Here is a 21,195-nt window from a genome sequence, read left to right on the forward strand (position 1 = left end):
CACTGGCCGACGGTTGGAGCGGTCAGAGCTGCGCCAGACGCTGCTGAATCCGCTCCAGCACATGGTTGCTATCAAGACCGGCATCCAGCCATTGGCGATCCGGGCTGGCATGTTCGATATAGCGATCGGGTAATCCCGTCAGTAAAACCGGTACCATCACGCCCCCAGCCGCCAGGGATTCCAGCACCGCACTGCCTGCTCCACCTGCCGTGGCGTTTTCTTCCAGCGTTACCAGTAAGTCATGAGATTCTGCCAGCGAGGCAACCAGGGCATCATCCAGTGGTTTGACAAACCGCATGTCCGCAACGGTCGCATCCAGCGCTTCCGCTATTGCCAGCGCGCTGCTTAACGGGGCACCAAAGCCCAGCAAGGCCACTCGCTGGCCGGCAGCAGCGGTCGATGAGCGCACAATCCGTCCTTTACCAAGCGGCACGACCGCCATGGTGGTCTCTGTCTCCATGCCGGGGCCGCTGCCACGAGGATAACGCACCGCTGCCGGGCCAATATGTTGATAACCGCTATACAGCATCTGGCGGCATTCGTTTTCATCGGATGGTGTCATCACGACCAGATTCGGAATACAGCGCAGATAGCTGAGATCGAAGGCGCCATGGTGGGTCGGACCGTCTTCCCCGACCAGTCCGGCGCGGTCGATGGCAAACAATACATCCAGATTTTGCAACGCCACATCGTGTATCAGCTGATCGTACGCCCGTTGCAGAAAAGTCGAATAAATGGCAACCACCGGCTTGCTGCCTTCACACGCCAGACCGGCCGCCAGCGTCACCGCATGCTGCTCAGCAATGGCAACGTCGTAATAACGATCCGGGAATTCATGTGAAAAACGAATCAGGTCAGAGCCTTCGCGCATCGCCGGAGTAATACCGACCAGCCGTGCATCAGCGGCAGCCATATCGCACAGCCATTCGCCGAAGATATTCGAGTAGGTCGGTTTTTTGACCGCAGTCGATGCCTGATGCACCGGCTTCAGGGCGTGATAACCAATCGGGTCCTGCTCCGCAGGTTCGAAACCCTTGCCCTTGCGCGTGACGATATGCAGGAAGCGCGGCCCTTTCATTTTCGCCAGGTTGGTCAGGGTCTGGACCAGCTCGCCAAGATCATGGCCATCGATCGGACCATAGTAGTTAAAACCCAGCTCTTCAAACAGGGTGCCTGGAGCCACCATGCCTTTCATATGCTCTTCGGTACGGCGGGCAAATTCCCACGCTGACGGGATTTTCTCCAATACTTTTTTGCTGCCCGCCCGCATGGCGGAATAGGTTTTCGATGACCAGATGCGGGTGAAATACTTGTTTAATGCGCCGACGTTATTGGAAATCGACATATCGTTGTCGTTCAGAATAACCAGCATATCGGCTTTGACATGACCGGCATGGTTCAGCGCCTCAAACGCCATACCGGCGGTGATGGCTCCATCGCCGATAATGGCAACCGATTCCTGCTCCAGTCCTTGCTGGCGAAAACCCAGCGCCATGCCCAGTGCTGCACCAATGGAGGTACTGGAATGACCTACGCCAAAGGTGTCGTATACGCTCTCATTACGATGTGGAAACGCGGCCGGGCCTTCTTCACTGCGAATAAGGGGCATTGCTTCACGGCGACCGGTGAGTATTTTATGGGGGTAGGCTTGATGGCCGACATCCCACACCAGACGGTCATCCGGGGTGTTAAAGACATAGTGTAATGCAACCGTCAGTTCCACCACGCCAAGTCCGGCAGCAAAGTGCCCGCCTGACTGTCCAACACTGTAGAGCAGGTATTCTCGCAGCTGACAGCAGACCTCCTGAAGTTGCTCCGGCGCCAGCAGACGCAAGTCGGCAGGCTGATTGATAGCATCCAGTAAAGGAGTAAGAGGACGAGAACTCGGTATTTCGGTAAACATCAGGCGTTGTGTTTCCGGTCGTTGAGCATCAGATATTGCGCAGATGCTGCTACGTAATAGCAAAAAAGGGCGACCATTCTAACGATTGCGGTGGCTATTGAGTAGGCCAATAGCCACCTTGGTCATGATTCCTTCCGGTATCTGTCCTGCCATGGCCAACCTGCGGCTGGCTCCGGGAGCAGGCCAGGTCAGTGATTACGCTCAATCACATAGTCGGCAATCTGTTGCAGCAAGCCGGTTTGGCCGCCGTCTTGCTGCAATACCAGCAAGGCTGCCTGGGCTTGCTGACACAGTTCCAGCGCTTTTTGTCGGGCGGCATCCATCCCCAACAAGGCCGGATAGGTCGGTTTGTTGAGGGCAATATCAGCTCCGGCCTGCTTGCCCAGAGTCGAGGTATCCCCTTCCACATCGAGAATGTCATCCTGAACCTGGAAGGCCAGCCCGATGGCATTGGCGTAGTCAGTCAATGCCTGTTCTTGCCCAGCTGCCAGTGGCCAGCGCACCGACATGGCTCCCAGCATCACGGAGGCGCGAATCAATGCGCCGGTTTTACCCCGGTGCATCTGCTCCAGCTCAACCAGAGACATGGGCTTGCCGACATGGTTGAGGTCGATGCTTTGTCCTCCAACCATACCAAACGCTCCGGCCGCTCTGGCCAGCAGTGTGGTCATCGCCAGCCGCTGCTCTGCCGACAGGCTGTCATCAGCCAGCAGGATTTCAAAGGCGCCGGTCAGCAAGGCGTCACCTGCCAGAATGGCCGAGGCTTCATCAAAGGCAATATGAGTCGTGGGTTTGCCACGCCGCAGGTCGTCATCGTCCATCGCCGGTAAATCGTCGTGGATCAGACTGTAGCTGTGCACCATTTCCAGTGCTGTCGCCGCGCTATCGGCCTGGCCTGGCTGGCCACCCAATGCTTCTGCAGCGGCATAGGCCAATAATGGCCGTAAGCGCTTGCCACCATTAAGCAAGCCGTATTGCATGGCTTCGGCCAGCCGTGAATCACAACTATCCAGCTGTATTACAGCTGCCCGCAATTGCTGTTCCAGCTGTTTTTGCACGGCGGTCAGCCGTTCTGGCAACAGGCTCATTCAAAAGCATCCCGAACCATGGGTTGTGCCAGACTCTGGCCATTCTGCTCAGTCAGCAGCGTTACTTTCTGTTCCGCCTCGGCCAGTGCCTGCTGACACGAGCGGGTCAGCCGAATCCCTTGCTCAAACGCTCCCAGAGACTGCTCCAGAGTCAGTTCACCACTTTCCATTCGCTGTACCAGAGACGTCAGCTCTGCCAGCGACTGTTCAAAATCAAATGCTTGTTGTTTATCGCTCATAACACCTACCCACGCTGTGTGCCGCCACAGTAGCGCCTGACTGCAGCTTCAACAAGTCTGACGGCCAGTTTTTGCCATAGAACAGAGATGTTTGCGCGCTGGAATACCCGGTCGGCAGTTGAGCCTCTGCGGCACGGAAGCCGGTGCAGACGCTGAATCCTAGGGAAACAAAAGCCATGGCGTGACACTGTGTCATCCCCGCTGCCGGTGCTATTATCCGCCGCGATTGCCTGTGGAGAAAACGATGTCGTCACCGAGAATTTTTACCAATCAGCCCTTGATCGTCGGGCAAACCGTTACGCTCGATGAGCAGCCCAGCCTGCACCTGTTGCGGGTGCTGCGCCTGACCGTGACGGCTCCGGTGCGGCTGTTTAATGGTGACGGCTGTGAGTATCAGGGCGCCATCGCTACGGCCAATAAAAAGCAGGCGGAAATACATATTGTTACAGCCTCTGCCGCAGAGGCCATACCTCCATTACCGCTCCACCTCGGCCAGGTTATCTCCAAGGGCGACAAGATGGATTTCACCATCCAGAAAGCCACCGAGCTGGGGGTCAGCCAGATCACCCCGCTGTTCAGTGAACGCTGCGATGTACGCCTGAAAGGTGAGCGGCTCGAGAAGAAAATCGAACACTGGCAAAAGGTCGCGTTATCCGCCTGCGAACAAAGTGGTCGCAACCGTATTCCACAGGTTTTGCCGGCTCTGTCCCTGAACGACTGGTATGCCCGATGTGATGCCGAACGGCGGCTGATATTACATCCACACAACCAGCAGCCGCTGCAACAAGCTCATCCGCCAGCCAGTGTTGCTTTATTGGTTGGCCCCGAAGGTGGTCTGACAAATACCGAAGTCGCCGCAGGGGCGGCTCATGGTTTTCAGGGGCTGTTGCTGGGGCCAAGGATTCTGCGTACCGAAACCGCCGCACTGGCTGCAGTCTCGGTCTTGCAATTTTTATGGGGTGACTTTTAACTACTATTAACTCGCAACGCTTGTAACGCTTGGCTTGCGCAGCAATAACCGCCGCTGCCGCCAGAGATCAGAACCAACGACAGACTCAACCCATCCACAGCTACTCACGGGACGGCGTACTGACCACTCCAAGCCGGAGCGACGACCAGTCCCACCAGCTGCTAAGAAAATACACGCCAATAAACAGCGTCGCCCACCACTCGATCAGACGTTTGCCATGGCTCATATCCATACCGATGGTGACACCTGCAAAAGCAATAAACTGGAACCACAGCAACGCCATCAAAACGGTTTTCAACCAGAACGATGGCACCTGCAAACCCCGCCTGCGGCCACGCCAGATCAATACATAGTTAATCGTCAGCGCCACCAACATGCCCTGAAAAAACAGATTGGCGCCACGGACATGCACACCCCAGTGAGTTGCTGACTTGTCCGGTAATAAAACCGCAGTACCAACCAGCAGCCCCAAAGCCGCCAGCACACCAAAAAACTGCATGATGGCTAAAGTCAGTCGATGACTGTGCCCGGCCAACCAGGTACTCATAACCTGCCACCAGATCATAAAAAAGGCGCAGGCGGTAATCATGCCACCCCGGAAGATAAACCCGGCGTCTCCCTTCATGCCGGTATGGGTAATATCGGTACAGCCATCGAGAAACGGATTGCAAAGTTCCGCGGTGCCCTGGGCCGTTCCCACCGCATAGGTCACGGCAATGGTTCCCATCGATAACACAAAACTGGCCAGCGCAACAAACTGTCCGAACGACATTCTTTTCTCCTTCAAGCCCAGGCATTCGCCTGGGCAGGTTTTGCATGCAGTGACCGTTTAGCCTGCCGCATCCAGCGCCTGAGTGATATCAGCAATAATATCGTCGGCATGCTCAATACCAATCGACAGACGGATCAGGTCCTTGCTGACACCCGCAGACGCCAGCTCTTCTTCATTCAGCTGCCGGTGCGTGGTCGTTGCCGGATGACAGGCCAGGCTTTTGGTATCACCAATATTGACCAACCGCTTGATCAGCTGCAGTGCATCAATAAATTTTGTTCCGGCTTCTGCCCCGCCCTTGATACCAAAACTGAGAATCGCTGACGGCTTCCCTTGGGTCATTCTCTGAGCCACTTCGTAATAGGGGCTGCTCTCCAATCCGGCATAATTGACCCAGCTGACCTGTGGATGATTATGCAGATATTCAGCCACTTGCTGGGCGTTTTCGACATGGCGATCCATCCGCAGGGCAAGGGTTTCCAGCCCCTGCAGCAACAGGAAAGAACTCATCGGCGACAAGGCAGCACCCATATTACGCAGAGGCACCACACGGGCACGGGCAATAAAGGCAGCACCACCCATGTCCTGAGTGTAAATCACACCGTGGTACGACGGGTCTGGCTCATTAAAGTGCGGGAAACGCGGGTTATCTTTCCATGAGAATTTGCCTGAATCGACAATGGCACCGCCCAGTGTTGTTCCATGACCACCAATGTATTTGGTCAGGGAATGCACCACAATATCAGCACCGAACTCAAACGGCCGACACAGATACGGTGTCGCCACGGTATTATCAACAATCACCGGCAGTCCGTGCCTGTGCGCCATATCGGACAGCGCCTGCAGGTCTACGATATTGCCAGCCGGGTTGCCGATGGATTCGCAGAACAGTGCCTTGGTGTTGTCATCAATCAGAGCTTCCAACGCTGCTACATCGTCACCGGAAGCCATGCGCACTTCCAGACCCTGCTGCGGAAAAGTATGGGCAAACAGATTATAGGAACCGCCATAAAGCTGACTGACACTGACGATATTATCACCAGCCCGCGCCAAGGTTTGAATCGCGGCAGTAATTGCCGCCATGCCGGATGCCAGACAGAGCGCGCCGATACCGCCTTCCATCGCTGCCAGACGCTCTTCCAGAACCGCATTGGTCGGATTCATGATGCGGGTATAAATATTACCCGGCTCTTTCAGATCAAACAGATCAGCACCATGCTGGGTATCGCGAAAGCTGTATGACGTGGTCTGATAAATGGGCACCGCAACCGCACGTGTCGTCGGGTCTTCACTGAACCCTGCATGAATCGCCTGTGTTTCTATTTTCATGGACGAAAAATCCTCATTGTCAGCTTTAGCGTAAAGATGTCAGTGTAACAAGATGCGGCGGCTTGCCATAGTGACCGGCTGCCCACGGTGCGCGCCCTTGCATTCACTCCGCCCCGCCGTAAACTCGCTCTATTCTTTATTTCACTACTTTGTTTTACCGGAAACCGGACCCCGTTATGGCCAAGAAAAAAATCGCTTATGTCTGTGCCGACTGCGGTACCGATCATTCCAAATGGCAAGGTCAATGTACGGGGTGCGGCGCCTGGAACACGCTGCAGGAATTTGTCGTTACAGCCGCCAAAACCCCGGCTCGAGGTGCGGGCTTGGGTGGATACGCAGGTGCCGCCGGACAAACCGGTATCCAGCGGCTGGATCAGGTCAATCTCGATGAAGTCCCCAGGTTCAGTTCCGGGATGCAGGAATTTGACCGGGTACTGGGTGGTGGCCTGGTACCGGGTTCCGCCATTCTGATTGGTGGTCATCCCGGTGCTGGCAAATCCACCTTGCTGCTACAAACCATGTGTAATCTCGCCCGTCAGATGCCGGCGTTATACGTCACCGGCGAAGAAAGCCTGCAGCAGGTTGCCATGCGCGCACGCCGTCTGGGCTTGCCGATGGATCAGCTCAATATGCTCAGTGAAACCAGCGTGGAACAGTTGATCCAGACCCTGCAACAGCATCAGCCCCGAGTAGTGGTGATTGATTCGATTCAGGTGATGCATGTCGAAGGCGTGGATTCCGCCCCCGGCAGTGTCTCTCAGGTACGCGAAAGCGCTGCCATGCTGACCCGCTTTGCCAAACAAACCAACACTGTATTGTTGCTGGTCGGACACGTCACCAAGGACGGTACTCTGGCCGGGCCAAAAGTACTCGAGCACATGATCGATTGTTCCATCATGCTGGAAGGCTCCAACGACAGCCGCTACCGCACCCTGCGAGGCATCAAGAATCGGTTCGGTGCGATTAATGAACTGGGGGTGTTTGCCATGCTGGACAGTGGCCTGAAAGAAGTCAAAAACCCCAGCTCCATTTTCCTCAGTCGCAGTGACGAGCCGTCACCCGGCAGTGCCGTGATGGTCATCTGGGAAGGCACCCGGCCTTTGCTGATCGAGATTCAGGCGCTGGTCGACGACAGTCACTTTGGCCAGCCCAAGCGGGTTGCTGTTGGTCTCGACCAGAACCGGTTAAACCTGCTGCTCGCGGCCATGCATCGTCATGGAGGCATTCATCTGGGGGATCAGGATGTCTATATCAATGTGGTTGGCGGTGTCCGGGTGTCGGAGACCAGTGCCGACCTGGCGCTATTGCTCGCGGCCCTGTCGAGCTTCCGCAACGTGCCATTACCACAGGATATGATTGTCTTTGGGGAAGTGGGGCTATCCGGCGAAATCCGCCCGGTACCTTCGGGGCAGGAGCGGATTCGGGAGGCGGCCAAACATGGTTTCAAGCGGGCGATTGTACCCAAAGCCAATATGCCCAAAATCATGCCGGAGGGCATGACGGTTATTGGTGTCGAGCGCTTGCAACAAGCACTGGAAAATATCTGACACAGATACAATTCACGCTCTGTCGCTTCGCCTGACAACCGGACGGCCCGCACAATCAAGGATTGGCGGGCAACAACAGAGATAAACCCGCATCTCTATTGTCGTCATTATCGTCGGTCTAGCCGTGATACGCCGGGCTTAACTCAACCACCGCTTCAACAAAAGCCTTGGCTCGTTCAGGGTCCACAAACTGATGGATACCGTGACCCAGGTTAAAAACATGCCCGGTACCATAACCATAGCTATCGAGAATACGTTTAACTTCGGCACGAATTGTTGCAGGCGAGGCATATAACACCGATGGGTCCATATTGCCTTGCAACGCAACCTTGCTGCCAACACGCTGACGCGCCTGACCCATATCGGTTGTCCAGTCCAGCCCCAATGCATCGGCTCCGGTGTCAGCCATCGACTCCAGCCACTGCCCTCCGCCTTTGGTAAACAGGATCACAGGAATCTGCTGGCCGTCATACACCCGCGTCAGGCCTTCTACAATTTGACGCATATAGCGCAGCGAAAATTCCTGATACGCCACATCACTCAGACTGCCGCCCCAGGTATCAAAAATCTGTACCGCCTGGGCTCCGGCCCGAATCTGGGCATTAAGATAATCAATCACCGATTTGGCAAGCACATCCAGCAGCTGATGCATGACTTCCGGCGTGTCGTACATCATCGCTTTCACATGACGGAAGTCCTTCGACGAGCCACCTTCAACCATATAGGTTGCCAATGTCCAGGGACTGCCGGAGAAACCGATCAGAGGTACACGGCCATTCAGCTCAGAGTGAATGGTCGTCACCGCTTTCAAGACGTAATTCAGGTCGGACTCGGTATTCACAACCTTCAACTGCTGAACATCCGCGGCAGTACGGATAACCTTTTTGAAACGCGGTCCTTCCCCTGTTTCAAAATACAGGCCCAGGCCCATGGCATCCGGAATGGTCAGAATATCGGAAAACAGAATAGCGGCATCGAGCGGAAAGCGCTCCAGAGGCTGAAGCGTTACCTCACAGGCCAATTCAGGATTTTTGCACAACGACATAAAGTCGCCGGCTTCTCCCCGACTGGAGCGATATTCAGGCAGGTAACGTCCGGCCTGACGCATCATCCATATGGGGGTACGATCAACTGGTTGGCGCAGCAGCGCCTTGAGAAAGCGGTCGTTTTTAACTGGGTCCATGCAAATCATCCGTCGCTGGAAGTGTACCAGCGACGGATGATAGCAGAAATGATACGAGGGTAATTGATTTGTAGTTACTACTAGGGAGTCAGAAATATAACGGAAGTTTCTGAACTGCCATAAGTCGCTGTTACTTCAATAGACTCCGGTTCATCATCAACTTCGAATGAAACGTTATACAGCACACCATACGAAGGTAAGCCATTATCCTCACCAGTATACAGTTCACCAACGGAGTTACCCACATCCCCAGAAGAACCATAAATATTGTACCCCGTTCCATCAACTGACAACGTCGTACCGTTAGCTGGAATGTTCCCGTTTAGATCCTGAAGCAGGACATAAAACTCTCCGCTACTACTCAATGTAACTGTGCTGATTTCTGTATATTTCGACGTCGCATCGTCATAGGTATAAAAGCGCATAATAGGGGCTTCGGCATAACTCTGAACGATCCGGATACTGTCTCGTACATGCATCAAGGAGTCGCAGTGACTTTCACCTGCAGTATCAGCATTAATAGCAGAGTCTGAACAGACGAGTCCCTGAAAGACGGTTGGTGCCTCGTCGTAAGCCCCATCGGTATCAAAGTCGAAAAAAGCCTCAACTACCTGACCATCAGAATTGGTATCCAGCGCTTCATTCCAGTTATCGTCGCGGAAAGCTTCCGGATAGCTAACATAAGGTTCAGCGCCGGTATCATCCAGAACATCAAAAGTACCATTACCATTGGTATCGGTATAACTGGATTCACCTACGGTGTAGGCATTGATCGTAGTCATACCACATACAGTGCTCACACAGTCACTATCCTCAATAAAGCTGTCATATACCCGTCCCTGAGGATCAATTTCGTTCACCCTATCCAGGCTGGCTTCATGCTTTCCTGGACGAACACCACTACTGTACCAGGTGACAGAGCACGTACCAAAGGAAGTTTCACAATAGGACTCGATGGTGCCACTTTCGGCGGTGAAGTTCACAACCGTTCCGTCAGCAACCGGGTTCTGATACTGGTCGGCTGCGTATACAGTCACTGATACTTCAGTGCCGTTTGTGGCATACGCTCCGGGGTTAAAGATATCGACGGCAATATCAAAGCTGTCCTGGTCGGCAATACCGGTCGTAATTGAAATTGCTTGAGAGGTTGTGCTGATGGATGTGCCATCGCTGGTTTCCGTCGTTGCACGAACCGATGTCACAGCATGTGATGTCCCGGAGTTAATAATTGCAGTGACCTGACCGCTGGAGTCGGTTACGTCGGAGTCAGTTACTTCTCCACTACCAAGTGTGATTCCCCCCGTTGTATTGGTCAATTCAAAGGAGACTTCTTGACCTTCCACAACTTCTCCCTGCTTATCCACCACAGTAAAGGTAACAGTACTCTGCTTAGGCAGTACCGCATCCCCAATATTTTTCAGTGAGATATAGGGTTCCGATACACTGGTGAACGTAATCGCTCCAACTTCTGCAGACTGGATAAAAATAATACCAGTGACTTCATCATCATTAAGCTGAGTCGCCAGCTCTCCACTTTCAACAGAGTAAAGATTGGCCGAGAAAGCGTCTTCCAGGCAGCCATTCGCAGTATAGGTAAAAGTTACCGTACCCGTCGTTGTTGTTTTTTCATCCGAATCCAGAGTAGCTGTGCCATCTTCGACACAGCTGGATTCCAGACTGACACCATAGGTTGTACCTGTAGCCAAGTTGTCATCATCATTATCATCAACAATATTAGCGGTAATCAGCATGGTGCCACCCGCAGATAACTTGAGCTCGTCACTGACGTTTTCCGAAGTTGGATCATCACCATATTCACTTTCACGAATACCATTCACCAGCAACTCGGTATAGAACTCATCATCGTCAAGCACACCTAATTTAGGTTCAACCCCTTGTTCAACAGTTACAACCGACGTCATGACAACATAACAGCTGTCGGTATCCGTAAGACTGCATTCGGTATCAGTATCACCAAACAACAGTAGCGTCAGGTTATTGTCGCCAGGACAGGTCGTATAGTCAGCATTGTAACTGGTGCTGAAAGTCCCATCAGAATTGGTTTCACGCGATACAGAAAACTCGCCATCAGCACAATCGCTATACCATTCAATGATATAACTATCGTCCGTCACCAGCGCATTGGAAGACAATGGATTAACAATATTCACAGAGAGGTCGGTACTGTCTTCGTCGGAGATTTCCAGGTCACCTTCCAGCTGCCCTTCCGTAAAGGAAATACCGCTATCGGTCCCCAGGGACGGGTAGTCCGTGCTGACAAACACCGTAGCAGTTGCCAGCTCAGTACTGGAAGAAGCATCAGAATACAGCGTTGCAGTAATGGTATCACCACCACTACATCCCTTGTTGCGATAGGTAGAAGAAACAGACCCTGTACTGGTGTAGGAAGACGCAATGGAGAACAAACCCAAGGAGCAGTCAGATGTAAAAGTGTAGTAATAACTGTCGCTGGTCAGTGATGAATTACTGTCATTCTGATCAACACCATCGATGGTCAATGTAACACTGCCGCCAACAAGCACATAATCTTCCGACGAGGCGATAGCACCCTCCTCAAAATCAGCACCAGTACCATTTCCCAATGCTTCAATCACCGTCTCTTCTGTAAGATCCGAATCATCGCTATCATCTGTGTCGTCGGTATCGTCGGTGTCATCTGAACTGCTATCTCCTGCGCTAGCGTCCGCAACAGACTCTCCTCCTCCGCACGCAGACAAGGTTCCAGCAAACAAAACCAGCAACAACAAATCGCGCAATGACATAACGACAAGCTCCTTTCGGGCAGTTCCAGACGATTTCACAACAGGTCGGGAAGGATAACATTTACATACGAACAACAGCCATACACAAAAAACGCGGCTAATGCCGCGTTTTCTACGTTCTGTCACAAAAACAGAATTTATCAGACATCCAGATAGTCAAGAATACCTTCAGCAGCCTGGCGACCCTCGTATATTGCCGTGACGACCAAATCAGACCCTCGAACCATATCACCTCCGGCAAAAACCTTCGGATTGGTCGTTTGATGTTTGAATTCCTGGCCTTCTGGTGCAACAACACCATCCCAGTTGTTCACTTCAATGCCGAAGTCCTTGAACCAGGGCGCAGGGCTTGGACGAAAGCCAAAAGCAACCAGCACCGCATCCGCAGGCAGGATTTCTTCAGACCCTTCCACTACCTGAGGACGGCGACGGCCGTTTTCATCAGGCTCACCCATTTCGGTTGTCACCACCTTGACGCCTTCGACTTTATCTTCGCCGATGATAGCAACCGGTTGACGGTTGAAGAGGAATTTTACGCCTTCTTCTCGCGCATTGGTCACTTCACGTTTGGAGCCTGGCATGTTTTTCTCGTCGCGACGATAGGCACAGCTGACACGCGCAGCGCCCTGGCGGATGGAGGTGCGGTTACAGTCCATGGCTGTATCACCACCACCCAGCACAACCACCTGTTTGCCTTTCATGCTGATAAAATCAGCCGCATCTTTTTCAAAGCCCAGGTTGCGATTCACGTTGGAGATCAGGAAATCCAACGCATCGTGCACACCGGGCAGATCTTCACCAGGGAAACCGCCTTTCATGTAGTTGTAAGTGCCCATGCCGAGGAAGACGGCATCAAATTCATCGATGATGCTCTGGAAGTCCACATCCTTGCCTACTTCGGTCTCCAGGCGGAATTCCACGCCCATTTCCTGAAATACCTTGCGGCGGTTGGACATGACGGTTTTCTCGAGCTTGAACTCAGGAATACCGAAGGTCAGCAAGCCACCGATCTCGGGGTATTTATCGAAGACTACCGGGGTAACACCGTTGCGAACCAGTACATCAGCCGCACCCAAACCAGCAGGACCCGCACCAATAACAGCAACGCGTTTGCCCGTCGGTACGACTTTGGACATATCCGGTTTCCAGCCCATCGCAAATGCCGTATCGGTAATGTATTTCTCTACATTACCAATCGTCACTGCCCCAAACCCGTCGTTCAGAGTGCAGGAGCCTTCACACAAACGGTCTTGTGGACACACTCGGCCACATACTTCTGGTAGCGTGTTGGTCTGATGACTCAGTTCCACGGCTTCCAGGATGTTGCCTTCGCTGGCCAGTTTCAGCCAGTTGGGAATGTAGTTATGTACCGGGCATTTCCATTCACAGTATGGATTACCACACGCCAGGCAACGGTGCGCCTGATCGTTTACCTGAGCCTGTTTGAACGGCTCGTAAATCTCCACAAACTGCTTCTTGCGAGTAGAAATTGCTTTTTTCTTCGGGTCCTGGCGACCCACTTCAACAAACTGAAAATTGTTGTTCAGACGTTGTACCATCTCGAACCTCTCTATACTCGTCCTGGACTCATTCTGTTGTCGCGTCGTGAGATTACTCAGGACGAGCGCGGGTGTTTTTCAGCAGCTGTTGCAGATCAGCAGCCTTTGGTTTGACCAGCCAGAAACGACCAATAAAACCATCAAAGTCATCGAGGATTGCTTGTCCCCAGGCACTGCCTGTCTCTGCCACAAATTCACGAATAACGCTGCGTAAATGGTTACGGTGCGCTTCCGTTTCTTCATTGCTGATACGATGAATATCAACCAGCTCATGATTGTACTTGTCAACAAAGCTGTTGTTACGATCCAGCACATAAGCAAAGCCGCCGGTCATACCAGCGCCAAAGTTGTAACCGGTTTCACCCAGCACACAGACCATGCCACCGGTCATATATTCACAGCAGTGATCTCCAGTTCCTTCGACGACGGCATGAGCACCAGAGTTACGCACCGCAAAACGCTCACCGGCACGACCTGCTGCCAGCAGTTTACCGCCAGTTGCCCCATACAAGCAGGTATTACCCACAATGGAGGTATCGTTGGTTTTGAATTCGGAGCGCTTGGGCGGGAAAATAACCAGCTTGCCACCTGTCATGCCTTTACCGACATAATCGTTGGCGTCACCTTCCAGTACCATTTGCAGACCACCGGCATTCCAGACACCAAAGGACTGACCTGCCACGCCTTTCAGGCTCAGACGTACTGGCTTGTCTGCCATCCCCTGATTGCCGTAACGACGGGCAATTTCACCCGACAGGCGAGCACCGATCGAACGGTCACAGTTGGTAATCACAAAATCGAATTCACCACCTGTTTTGGCTTCAATCGCTGGCAGAATCTCTTCCACCATACGCTCAGCCAGTAAACCTTCGTCATACGGTGCGTTACGCTCGACCTCAACGGTATGGGGTTTATTTTCTGGAATCTGGTCATTGACCAGAATCGGCGTCAGATCGAGGTGGCGTTGCTTGCCGGTTTTACCTTCCAGCATTTCCAACAACTCCGTACGACCAATCAGCTGGTCCAGACTGCGAACCCCCAGTTGAGCCATCAAACCGCGTACTTCTTCAGCAAGGAAGTAGAAGTAGTTTTTCACCATCTCGGCAGTGCCGATATAGTGCTTCTCACGCAAGTCATCGTTCTGGGTGGCAACACCGGTCGCACAGTTGTTCAGGTGACAAATACGCAAGTATTTACAACCAACCGCAACCATGGGCAGAGTACCAAAACCAAAGGACTCTGCACCCAGGATAGCCGCCTTGACAACGTCGAGGCCGGATTTCAAACCACCATCCGTTTGTACCCGTACCTTGCCTCGAAGGTCATTGGCACGCAGGGCCTGATGCGCTTCGGACAATCCCAGTTCCCATGGCGAACCGGCGTACTTGATCGATGTCAGCGGTGATGCCGCAGTACCACCGTCATAACCGGAAATGGTAATCAGGTCGGCATAGGCCTTGGCGACACCGGCAGCGATGGTGCCAACACCGGGTTCAGAAACCAGCTTGACCGAAACCAGAGCCGTTGGATTTACTTGCTTCAGGTCAAAGATCAGCTGAGCCAAATCTTCGATGGAGTAAATATCGTGATGAGGCGGTGGCGAAATAAGCGTCACACCCGGTACGGAATACCGTAACGTGGCAATCAGGTCGTTGACCTTGCCACCAGGCAACTGGCCACCTTCTCCTGGCTTGGCACCCTGGGCAACCTTGATCTGCAGCACTTCGGCACTGGCCAGATAAGCGGGAGTCACCCCAAAACGTCCGGAAGCAATCTGCTTGATTTTGGAGTTCTTGCGAGTGCCATAACGAGCAGGGTCTTCACCCCCTTCACCAGAGTTGGAGCGACCGCCCAGATCATTCATGGCTTCCGCCAGCGCTTCATGAGCTTCTGGCGATAGAGCACCCAGCGACATGGCCGCAGTATCAAAACGTGTGAAGAGTTTCTCTACCGGCTCCACTTCGCTGATATCAATTGGCTGGATACCTTTACGGAATCCCAGCAAGTCGCGAATGGTCGCTACCGGGCGAGTATTCACCAGCTCGGAAAAACGATCGTAGGCTGCCTGGCTGTTTTGCTGTACGGCTGTCTGGATGTTTTTCACCACATCCGGGTTGTACGCATGATATTCGCCGCCATGGACGTATTTCAGCAAACCACCCTGGTCAATTTTCTTACGTGCTTTCCAGGCGTTTTTCGCAATCAGCTGCAAGTCTTCATCAAAGTCAGAGAAGGTTGCTCCACCAATACGGCTGGTAACACCACAGAAGCACAAATCAACCACTTCCCGGCTCAGGCCAATCGCTTCAAACAACTGCGATCCGCGATAAGACGTGACGGTAGAAATGCCCATTTTAGACATGACTTTCATCAGGCCTTTACGAATCGCCTTGCGGTAATTCTGCTGCGATTTAAGCGGATCGCCCAGCAATTCACCCGAACGGTGCAAGTCGGTCAGAACGGTATACGCCAGCCATGGGTAAACAGCTGTCGCACCAAAACCCAGCAGCACGGCAAAATGGTGCGCATCACGGGCATCACCGGTTTCAACCACGATATTGCCGTTGGTACGCAGGCCTTTTTGCACCAGATGATGATGCACCGCGCCAGTTGCCATCACGGCAGGAATCAGTACTTGATCCCTGACCACATCGCGGTCACTCAGAATCAGGATAACGTAGCCATCCTGTATCGCTTTTTCTGCCGCCAGCGTCAGGTTCTGAACCGCTTGCTGCAAACCGATCTCCGGATCAAATGCCATCGACAGGGTGATATGCCGGAAAGCATCCGATGCACGATTGGTCAGGCCAATGAATTTTAATGGCGACAGCACAGGCGACGTCAGGATAATACGATTGGCGTGATCCGGTGTTTGTTCAAAGACATTCTTCTCTGCACCAACACAGGTTTCCAACGACATCACAATCGCTTCTCGCAACGGATCGATAGGCGGGTTGGTTACCTGGGCAAACTGCTGGCGGAAGTAATCTGCGACATGCCGAACACGCAATGACAGTACCGCCATCGGGGTGTCATCACCCATGGAGCCGGTCGCTTCCTGACCTTCTTCACCCATGGGCCGCAAGACCTGGTCACGCTCTTCGTTGGTAATCAGGTGCAGTTTTTGCTGGCAGTCCAGCTCTTCACCGGCAATGGGGTCAAAGCCCGCTTTCTGTAAATACAGTTCGCTTTCGATACGAATGGCGTTTTCACGCAGCCATTTTTTGTAAGGAAATTCGGCCTTCAGGGCGTTATCAATGTCATCGGTTTTGAGTAGTCGACCCTGTTCGGTATCGATTGCCAGGATCTGGCCAGGTCCAACCCGCCCCTTCGCCACAACATCCTGTGGCAAGTAGTCATGCACACCCACTTCAGATGCCACGGTAATAAAGTCATTTTTGGTAATGACCCAGCGCGACGGACGCAAGCCGTTACGATCCAGGCCACAGACCGCGTAACGACCATCTGTAATGACCAGCCCGGCCGGGCCATCCCATGGTTCCATATGCATGGAATTGTATTCGTAGAATGCGCGCAAGTCGGCATCCATGGTTTCAACATTTTGCCATGCTGGCGGAATCATCATCCGTAACGCACGGAACAGGCTCATGCCACCCGTGGTCAACAATTCCAGCATATTGTCCATCGACGACGAATCCGAACCCGTCGTATTCACCACCGGGGACAAATCCATCAGGTTGGGCAGCAACGGGCTGACAAACTTGCTGGAGCGAGCGTTGGCCCAATTGCGGTTACCCTGGATGGTATTGATTTCACCATTGTGCGCCAGCATGCGGAACGGCTGCGCCAGCTGCCAACGAGGCATGGTATTGGTTGAGAAACGTTGGTGGAAAACACAGATTGCGGTTTCCAGGCGCTCGTCGCCCAGGTCCAGATAAAAATTCGGCAGGTCGACCGGCATGGTCAGGCCTTTGTACGACAGCACTCGGGATGACAGGCTGGCGATATAAAAATCTGGGTACTGGGTCAGGGACTTTTCTGCGTAACGTCGGGCATAAAAAAGTTTTACGTCCAGTTCGGCATCCGTCATTTCTGTCTCACTGGAGACAAAAATTTGCTCGAAACGAGGCAAGCAGTCTACGGCCATCGGACCCAGGCAGTCATTGTTGGTTGGCACGGTACGCCAACCCAGCACTGTCAGGCCTTGGTCTTTGATTGCTTTTTCTACCGCCGCTTGTTGTTCTGCGCAAATGGCGTCATCAAGATCCACAAACAACATGCCTACTGCATATTGAGCGGGTAAGTCGATGCCCACTTCCGGAGTCACTGCACGCAGGAACGAATCCGGTTTCTGCAGCAACAGCCCACAGCCATCACCTGTTTTACCGTCAGCCGCAATACCGCCCCTGTGCGTCATGCAAGTCAGGGATTGGATAGCCGTCTTCAACAGCTCATGACTTGGCTGGCCCTTCAAGTGAGCCAACAGACCAAAGCCACAGTTGTCTTTGTAATCGCCTGGAGTATACAGACCAGTTCTCATAGAACAGCTCTCACCAAAAAAATGCTATTAAAATTATTTGCGGCTGGGAACAGCCGAGTGCTCAAAATTTGAGCAACATAGAGACAAAAGGACGCTCATTCTACACATCCAGGCGTCCTCTAACAAATATGCCCCGGCCAGCAGGCCAGTAACGATCACAAACGGCTGGCTGAAAAGCCGCTTATCGGGGCTCAACTGAAGGGGAAATCTGGCTCATTTCCCGAATCCAGGGAGAGTCTGTTTTTAAGCCAGCTGGCCGTTTTTTGACCCATGCCGCCGCATCTTCCCGAGAAGAAAATGCTCCCGCAATCACCACATACCAGGGCTGGCCATTTCTCTGGCTACGATACCAGACCAGCTTGCCATCCGCTCCGGACTGCCACTTGGTAACAAAGTCACGCGCGCCCTGTTGCTCGGAAGTCCCCAGCAGCTGAACTGCCCAGGCGTTGTCCTTGGCAAACCAGGCCGGATAGCCGGATAGCCGTGATACCGATGCTTTCTCTACCGGCGCCTGCGGCGCAGAAACTGCCGCTGCTGGTGTGGCCGGCGTAGAGACGACCGCTGATGTGTCTGCTCGACCAGCGACTGCACTCTGACTACTGGAGTTTGTCGGATTCCTGCTGGCCTGTGAAGGCACAGGTAAATCCTCTGCAGGCATTGCTGCCAAATCAGCTTCAGGCCGGGCAATCACCGGTGGCATTGGCACCTGGAGTACCGTGGTGGCAACGGCACTGTCTTCATCTCCTCCTGACAACAATCCGATAACGATGAAGATCAACAGAATGGCAGCCATAAAGGCGAGTGCCAGCGGAGAGCGCAGCTGACTTAACAACGCATTGGTATCCAGCTGACTCAGGTTTGGCAAGCGCCAATCAAAGCGCCTGCTGCTGGACGATGATGGAGCAGAGGAGCGCGAGCTGGTTGAGCTCAAGTCGATACCATCCAGCTGCAGGTCTGCAAAATCACTCTTTGTTGTGAATCCTGGCTCTCGCTTTGAAGTCGCGACCGGCTCCACTGGCCTGGACGGTTCTGGTTCTGCTGGCCTGGATGGCTCTGCTCGCTTGGGCAGCGCTACTGATTCTGCTGGCTTGGGTGATTTTACGGATGATTGTTGCACCCCGGAATTTGTATCAGCAACAGCTTGCATGGCCGCTTCAGGCTCGGGCGCCCCCTCAGATGCCAACAAGGAAATACGATACATGGACGCGCTCGCAGGGCCTTCTTTCAAGCCGTCATCAAAGCCCTCACGTCCAAACAGACAAAAGGAAATAGCATGGGATGACATCAAGGCAAACTGGGACAATGCCAGCAACATCTCGGCAGGCAGTCTCTCCGCCCGGGAGACAATAACCAATAGCGGGTCGGCCGTCTCCGCACGGATACGTGCCTGCTCCAGCAACACCTCTCGCGCCACCACTTCATCAACAGGCAGCTTGGTCACCCCCAGAGCCCCTGCCAGCTGGCCAATCAGCGTCCGGGTCTTCTGCAAATCCTCGGCCACGAGGGGCAACACCAGACTGGAATCCGCATAATGCCGGGCAACAGCAGCGGCAAGCGAGTCCCCATCTGCCTCGGACTGATACCGGATCAGCATCATCAGAGGGGAATAGCAACTCAGGTGACAAATCAGCTCGAGATAACGGGCCGGTGACGCATAAATATCCTGACCCGGCGCCTGAGAAAGTGGCGATACCATATGGCCTCCGTGCGTTGGGGTTAACCGTTTAATGCGGCCATTGCCAGTGTCTGGCAAAGCTGCGTCCGGTCTATATCTGAGGTGATATAGGCTTGTCCAATTCGGCGTAACAATACCAGTCGGATACGACCATCAAGTACTTTTTTATCCAGACTCATCCGCGATAAAAAATCCTCTTCGCTCATATTTTCCGGAGGCAATACCGGAAGAGAGCTGCGGATGAGTAGTGCCTTCAGTTCAGCAACGTCTGCACTCGATATGGCTCCCATACGACACGAAAGATCCGCCGCCATCAACAACCCGGTACCCACGGCTTCGCCATGCAACCATTGGCCGTAACCCTGATGGGACTCAATCGCGTGTCCAAAGGTATGACCAAGATTCAATATGGCGCGAATGCCTCCTTCACGCTCATCCTGAGCCACGACACGGGCTTTGCAAGCGCAAGAGGTGTGAATCGCCTGTGCCAGCAGAGCTCCATCTCCAGCCATCAGTCCATCAACATGCTGCTGAATCCAGTGATAAAATTCCACGTCTTCCAACAGACCGTACTTGATCACTTCAGCCATGCCTGCCGACACTTCCCGAGATGGCAGTGTTGTCAGTGTATCGGTATCGATCAAGACTGCTTGCGGTTGATAGAAAGCACCGATCATGTTTTTACCGAGGCGGTGGTTAACGCCCGTCTTACCACCAACAGAAGAGTCTACCTGTGACAATAACGTGGTCGGCATTTGAATAAAATCAACCCCGCGCTGATAACTGGCGGCCGCGTAACCACACATATCACCAATCACGCCACCTCCCAATGCCAGCAGGGTTGTGGTGCGGTTATGTCCTTGCTCCAGCAAGGCGTCAAAAATCAGATTCAGTGTTTCCAGGTTTTTGTACTGCTCACCATCAGGGAGAACAACACTGTCAACCTGATAGCCATCCAGCATCTGCCTGACCATATCCAGATACAGTGGCGCGACCGTAGTATTGGTAACAATCATGACCTGTTTACCACGGATATGACGAGTCAATAGTTCTGGCGTCGCGGACAGCCCTGAACCAATGTAAATTGGGTAGCTGCGCTCAGCCAGCTCTACGGTCAATGTAATCATGACAGGGCCTTAATACGTTTTTTTATTTCATTGACGACCCAGCGAGGATTACGCTGGTCGGTTTGTAATACGATGTGGGCAACTTCTCGATACAGAGGGTCACGCTTGCGGAACAACTCTCGCAGCACTTGTGCTGGATTGGCTGTTTGTAACAGAGGGCGATTTTTGTCCTTTGAGGTACGGGCTATTTGTTGCTCAACGGAAGTGCATAAATACACCACAATGCCACGTCCTCCGAGATGCTGACGATTAACAGGCCTCATAACAGCACCACCACCCGTCGCCAGAACCAAACCCTGGCGTTGCGTGAGGATATCTATTGCCTGCTCTTCGCGATCACGAAAACCCGCTTCCCCTTCCATATCAAAGATCCAGGGAATATTGGCACCACAACGCTCCTCGATAAATTTGTCAGAATCGACAAATTCAAGATGCATCTCGCTGGAAAGCAAACGGCCAATGGTGGTTTTACCCGCTCCCATTGGCCCTATTAGAAAAATCGATTGTTCGGACGGCATA

Annotated in this window: 14 protein-coding genes; 2 read left to right on the forward strand and 12 right to left on the reverse strand. The window is 53.2% G+C overall.

Translation table 11 applies throughout. The features are described from left to right. Window positions 1-22 precede the first annotated feature (22 nt). The 3 genes from dxs to Q4551_RS11120 form a co-directional block, all read right to left on the reverse strand. On the reverse strand, window positions 23-1,903 hold the full coding sequence (gene dxs / locus Q4551_RS11110) for a 1-deoxy-D-xylulose-5-phosphate synthase (protein WP_303433870.1): 1,881 nt from the start codon (window positions 1,901-1,903) through the stop codon (window positions 23-25). Window positions 1,904-2,091: 188 nt separating this feature from the next. After that, on the reverse strand, window positions 2,092-2,991 hold the full coding sequence (gene ispA, locus Q4551_RS11115; RefSeq protein ID WP_303433872.1) for a (2E,6E)-farnesyl diphosphate synthase: 900 nt from the start codon (window positions 2,989-2,991) through the stop codon (window positions 2,092-2,094). Further along, entirely contained in the window at window positions 2,988-3,230 is a 243-nt protein-coding gene (locus Q4551_RS11120; protein ID WP_303433873.1) for an exodeoxyribonuclease VII small subunit, read from the reverse strand. Before Q4551_RS11120 ends, ispA begins: the two co-directional genes overlap by 4 nt. 244 nt (window positions 3,231-3,474) lie before the next feature. Here Q4551_RS11120 and Q4551_RS11125 point away from each other — a divergent pair, with 244 nt between their 5' ends. Beyond that, window positions 3,475-4,200, forward strand: coding sequence for a 16S rRNA (uracil(1498)-N(3))-methyltransferase (locus tag Q4551_RS11125; protein ID WP_303433875.1), 726 nt, complete (start codon window positions 3,475-3,477; stop codon window positions 4,198-4,200). Window positions 4,201-4,300: 100 nt separating this feature from the next. Here Q4551_RS11125 and Q4551_RS11130 read toward each other — a convergent pair whose 3' ends face one another. Together Q4551_RS11130 and Q4551_RS11135 are read right to left on the reverse strand one after the other, a co-directional pair. Further along, complete coding sequence (locus Q4551_RS11130) at window positions 4,301-4,972, reverse strand: hypothetical protein (protein ID WP_303433877.1); 672 nt, start codon at window positions 4,970-4,972, stop codon at window positions 4,301-4,303. 57 nt (window positions 4,973-5,029) lie between these two features. Further along, window positions 5,030-6,301 (reverse strand): O-acetylhomoserine aminocarboxypropyltransferase/cysteine synthase family protein, encoded by a 1,272-nt coding sequence (locus tag Q4551_RS11135; RefSeq protein ID WP_303433879.1) that lies wholly within the window; start codon window positions 6,299-6,301, stop codon window positions 5,030-5,032. Window positions 6,302-6,477: 176 nt separating this feature from the next. On the opposite strand from Q4551_RS11135, the gene radA reads away from it, so the two are divergent. After that, complete coding sequence (radA, locus tag Q4551_RS11140; RefSeq protein ID WP_303433880.1) at window positions 6,478-7,848, forward strand: DNA repair protein RadA; 1,371 nt, start codon at window positions 6,478-6,480, stop codon at window positions 7,846-7,848. Between the two features lie 118 nt (window positions 7,849-7,966). On the opposite strand, the gene hemE is transcribed toward radA, so the two are convergent. The 7 genes from hemE to aroK form a co-directional block, all read right to left on the reverse strand. After that, window positions 7,967-9,031: a uroporphyrinogen decarboxylase gene (hemE, locus tag Q4551_RS11145; RefSeq protein WP_303433882.1), complete on the reverse strand. Its 1,065-nt coding sequence runs from the start codon at window positions 9,029-9,031 to the stop codon at window positions 7,967-7,969. 80 nt (window positions 9,032-9,111) lie between these two features. Further along, the gene (locus Q4551_RS11150) at window positions 9,112-11,814 is read right to left on the reverse strand and encodes a hypothetical protein (RefSeq protein ID WP_303433884.1); all 2,703 of its coding nucleotides are present in this window, start codon (window positions 11,812-11,814) and stop codon (window positions 9,112-9,114) included. A 140-nt stretch (window positions 11,815-11,954) separates the two neighbouring features. Beyond that, window positions 11,955-13,373: an FAD-dependent oxidoreductase gene (locus Q4551_RS11155; protein ID WP_303433886.1), complete on the reverse strand. Its 1,419-nt coding sequence runs from the start codon at window positions 13,371-13,373 to the stop codon at window positions 11,955-11,957. Window positions 13,374-13,425: 52 nt separating this feature from the next. Beyond that, window positions 13,426-17,874 carry a glutamate synthase large subunit gene (gltB, locus tag Q4551_RS11160; protein ID WP_303433888.1) on the reverse strand — a complete coding sequence of 1,483 codons (4,449 nt, stop codon included), beginning with the start codon at window positions 17,872-17,874 and terminating at the stop codon, window positions 13,426-13,428. A 181-nt stretch (window positions 17,875-18,055) separates the two neighbouring features. Next, on the reverse strand, window positions 18,056-19,570 hold the full coding sequence (locus Q4551_RS11165; protein WP_303433890.1) for an SPOR domain-containing protein: 1,515 nt from the start codon (window positions 19,568-19,570) through the stop codon (window positions 18,056-18,058). Between the two features lie 20 nt (window positions 19,571-19,590). After that, window positions 19,591-20,676 carry a 3-dehydroquinate synthase gene (gene aroB, locus Q4551_RS11170; RefSeq protein WP_303433892.1) on the reverse strand — a complete coding sequence of 362 codons (1,086 nt, stop codon included), beginning with the start codon at window positions 20,674-20,676 and terminating at the stop codon, window positions 19,591-19,593. Beyond that, entirely contained in the window at window positions 20,673-21,194 is a 522-nt protein-coding gene (aroK, locus tag Q4551_RS11175; RefSeq protein WP_303433894.1) for a shikimate kinase AroK, read from the reverse strand. The genes aroB and aroK overlap by 4 nt, the downstream gene beginning before the upstream one ends. Window position 21,195: the final 1 nt, after the last annotated feature.

Source organism: Oceanobacter sp. 5_MG-2023 (assembly GCF_030548165.1).
GTDB lineage: Bacteria > Pseudomonadota > Gammaproteobacteria > Pseudomonadales > Oceanobacteraceae > Oceanobacter.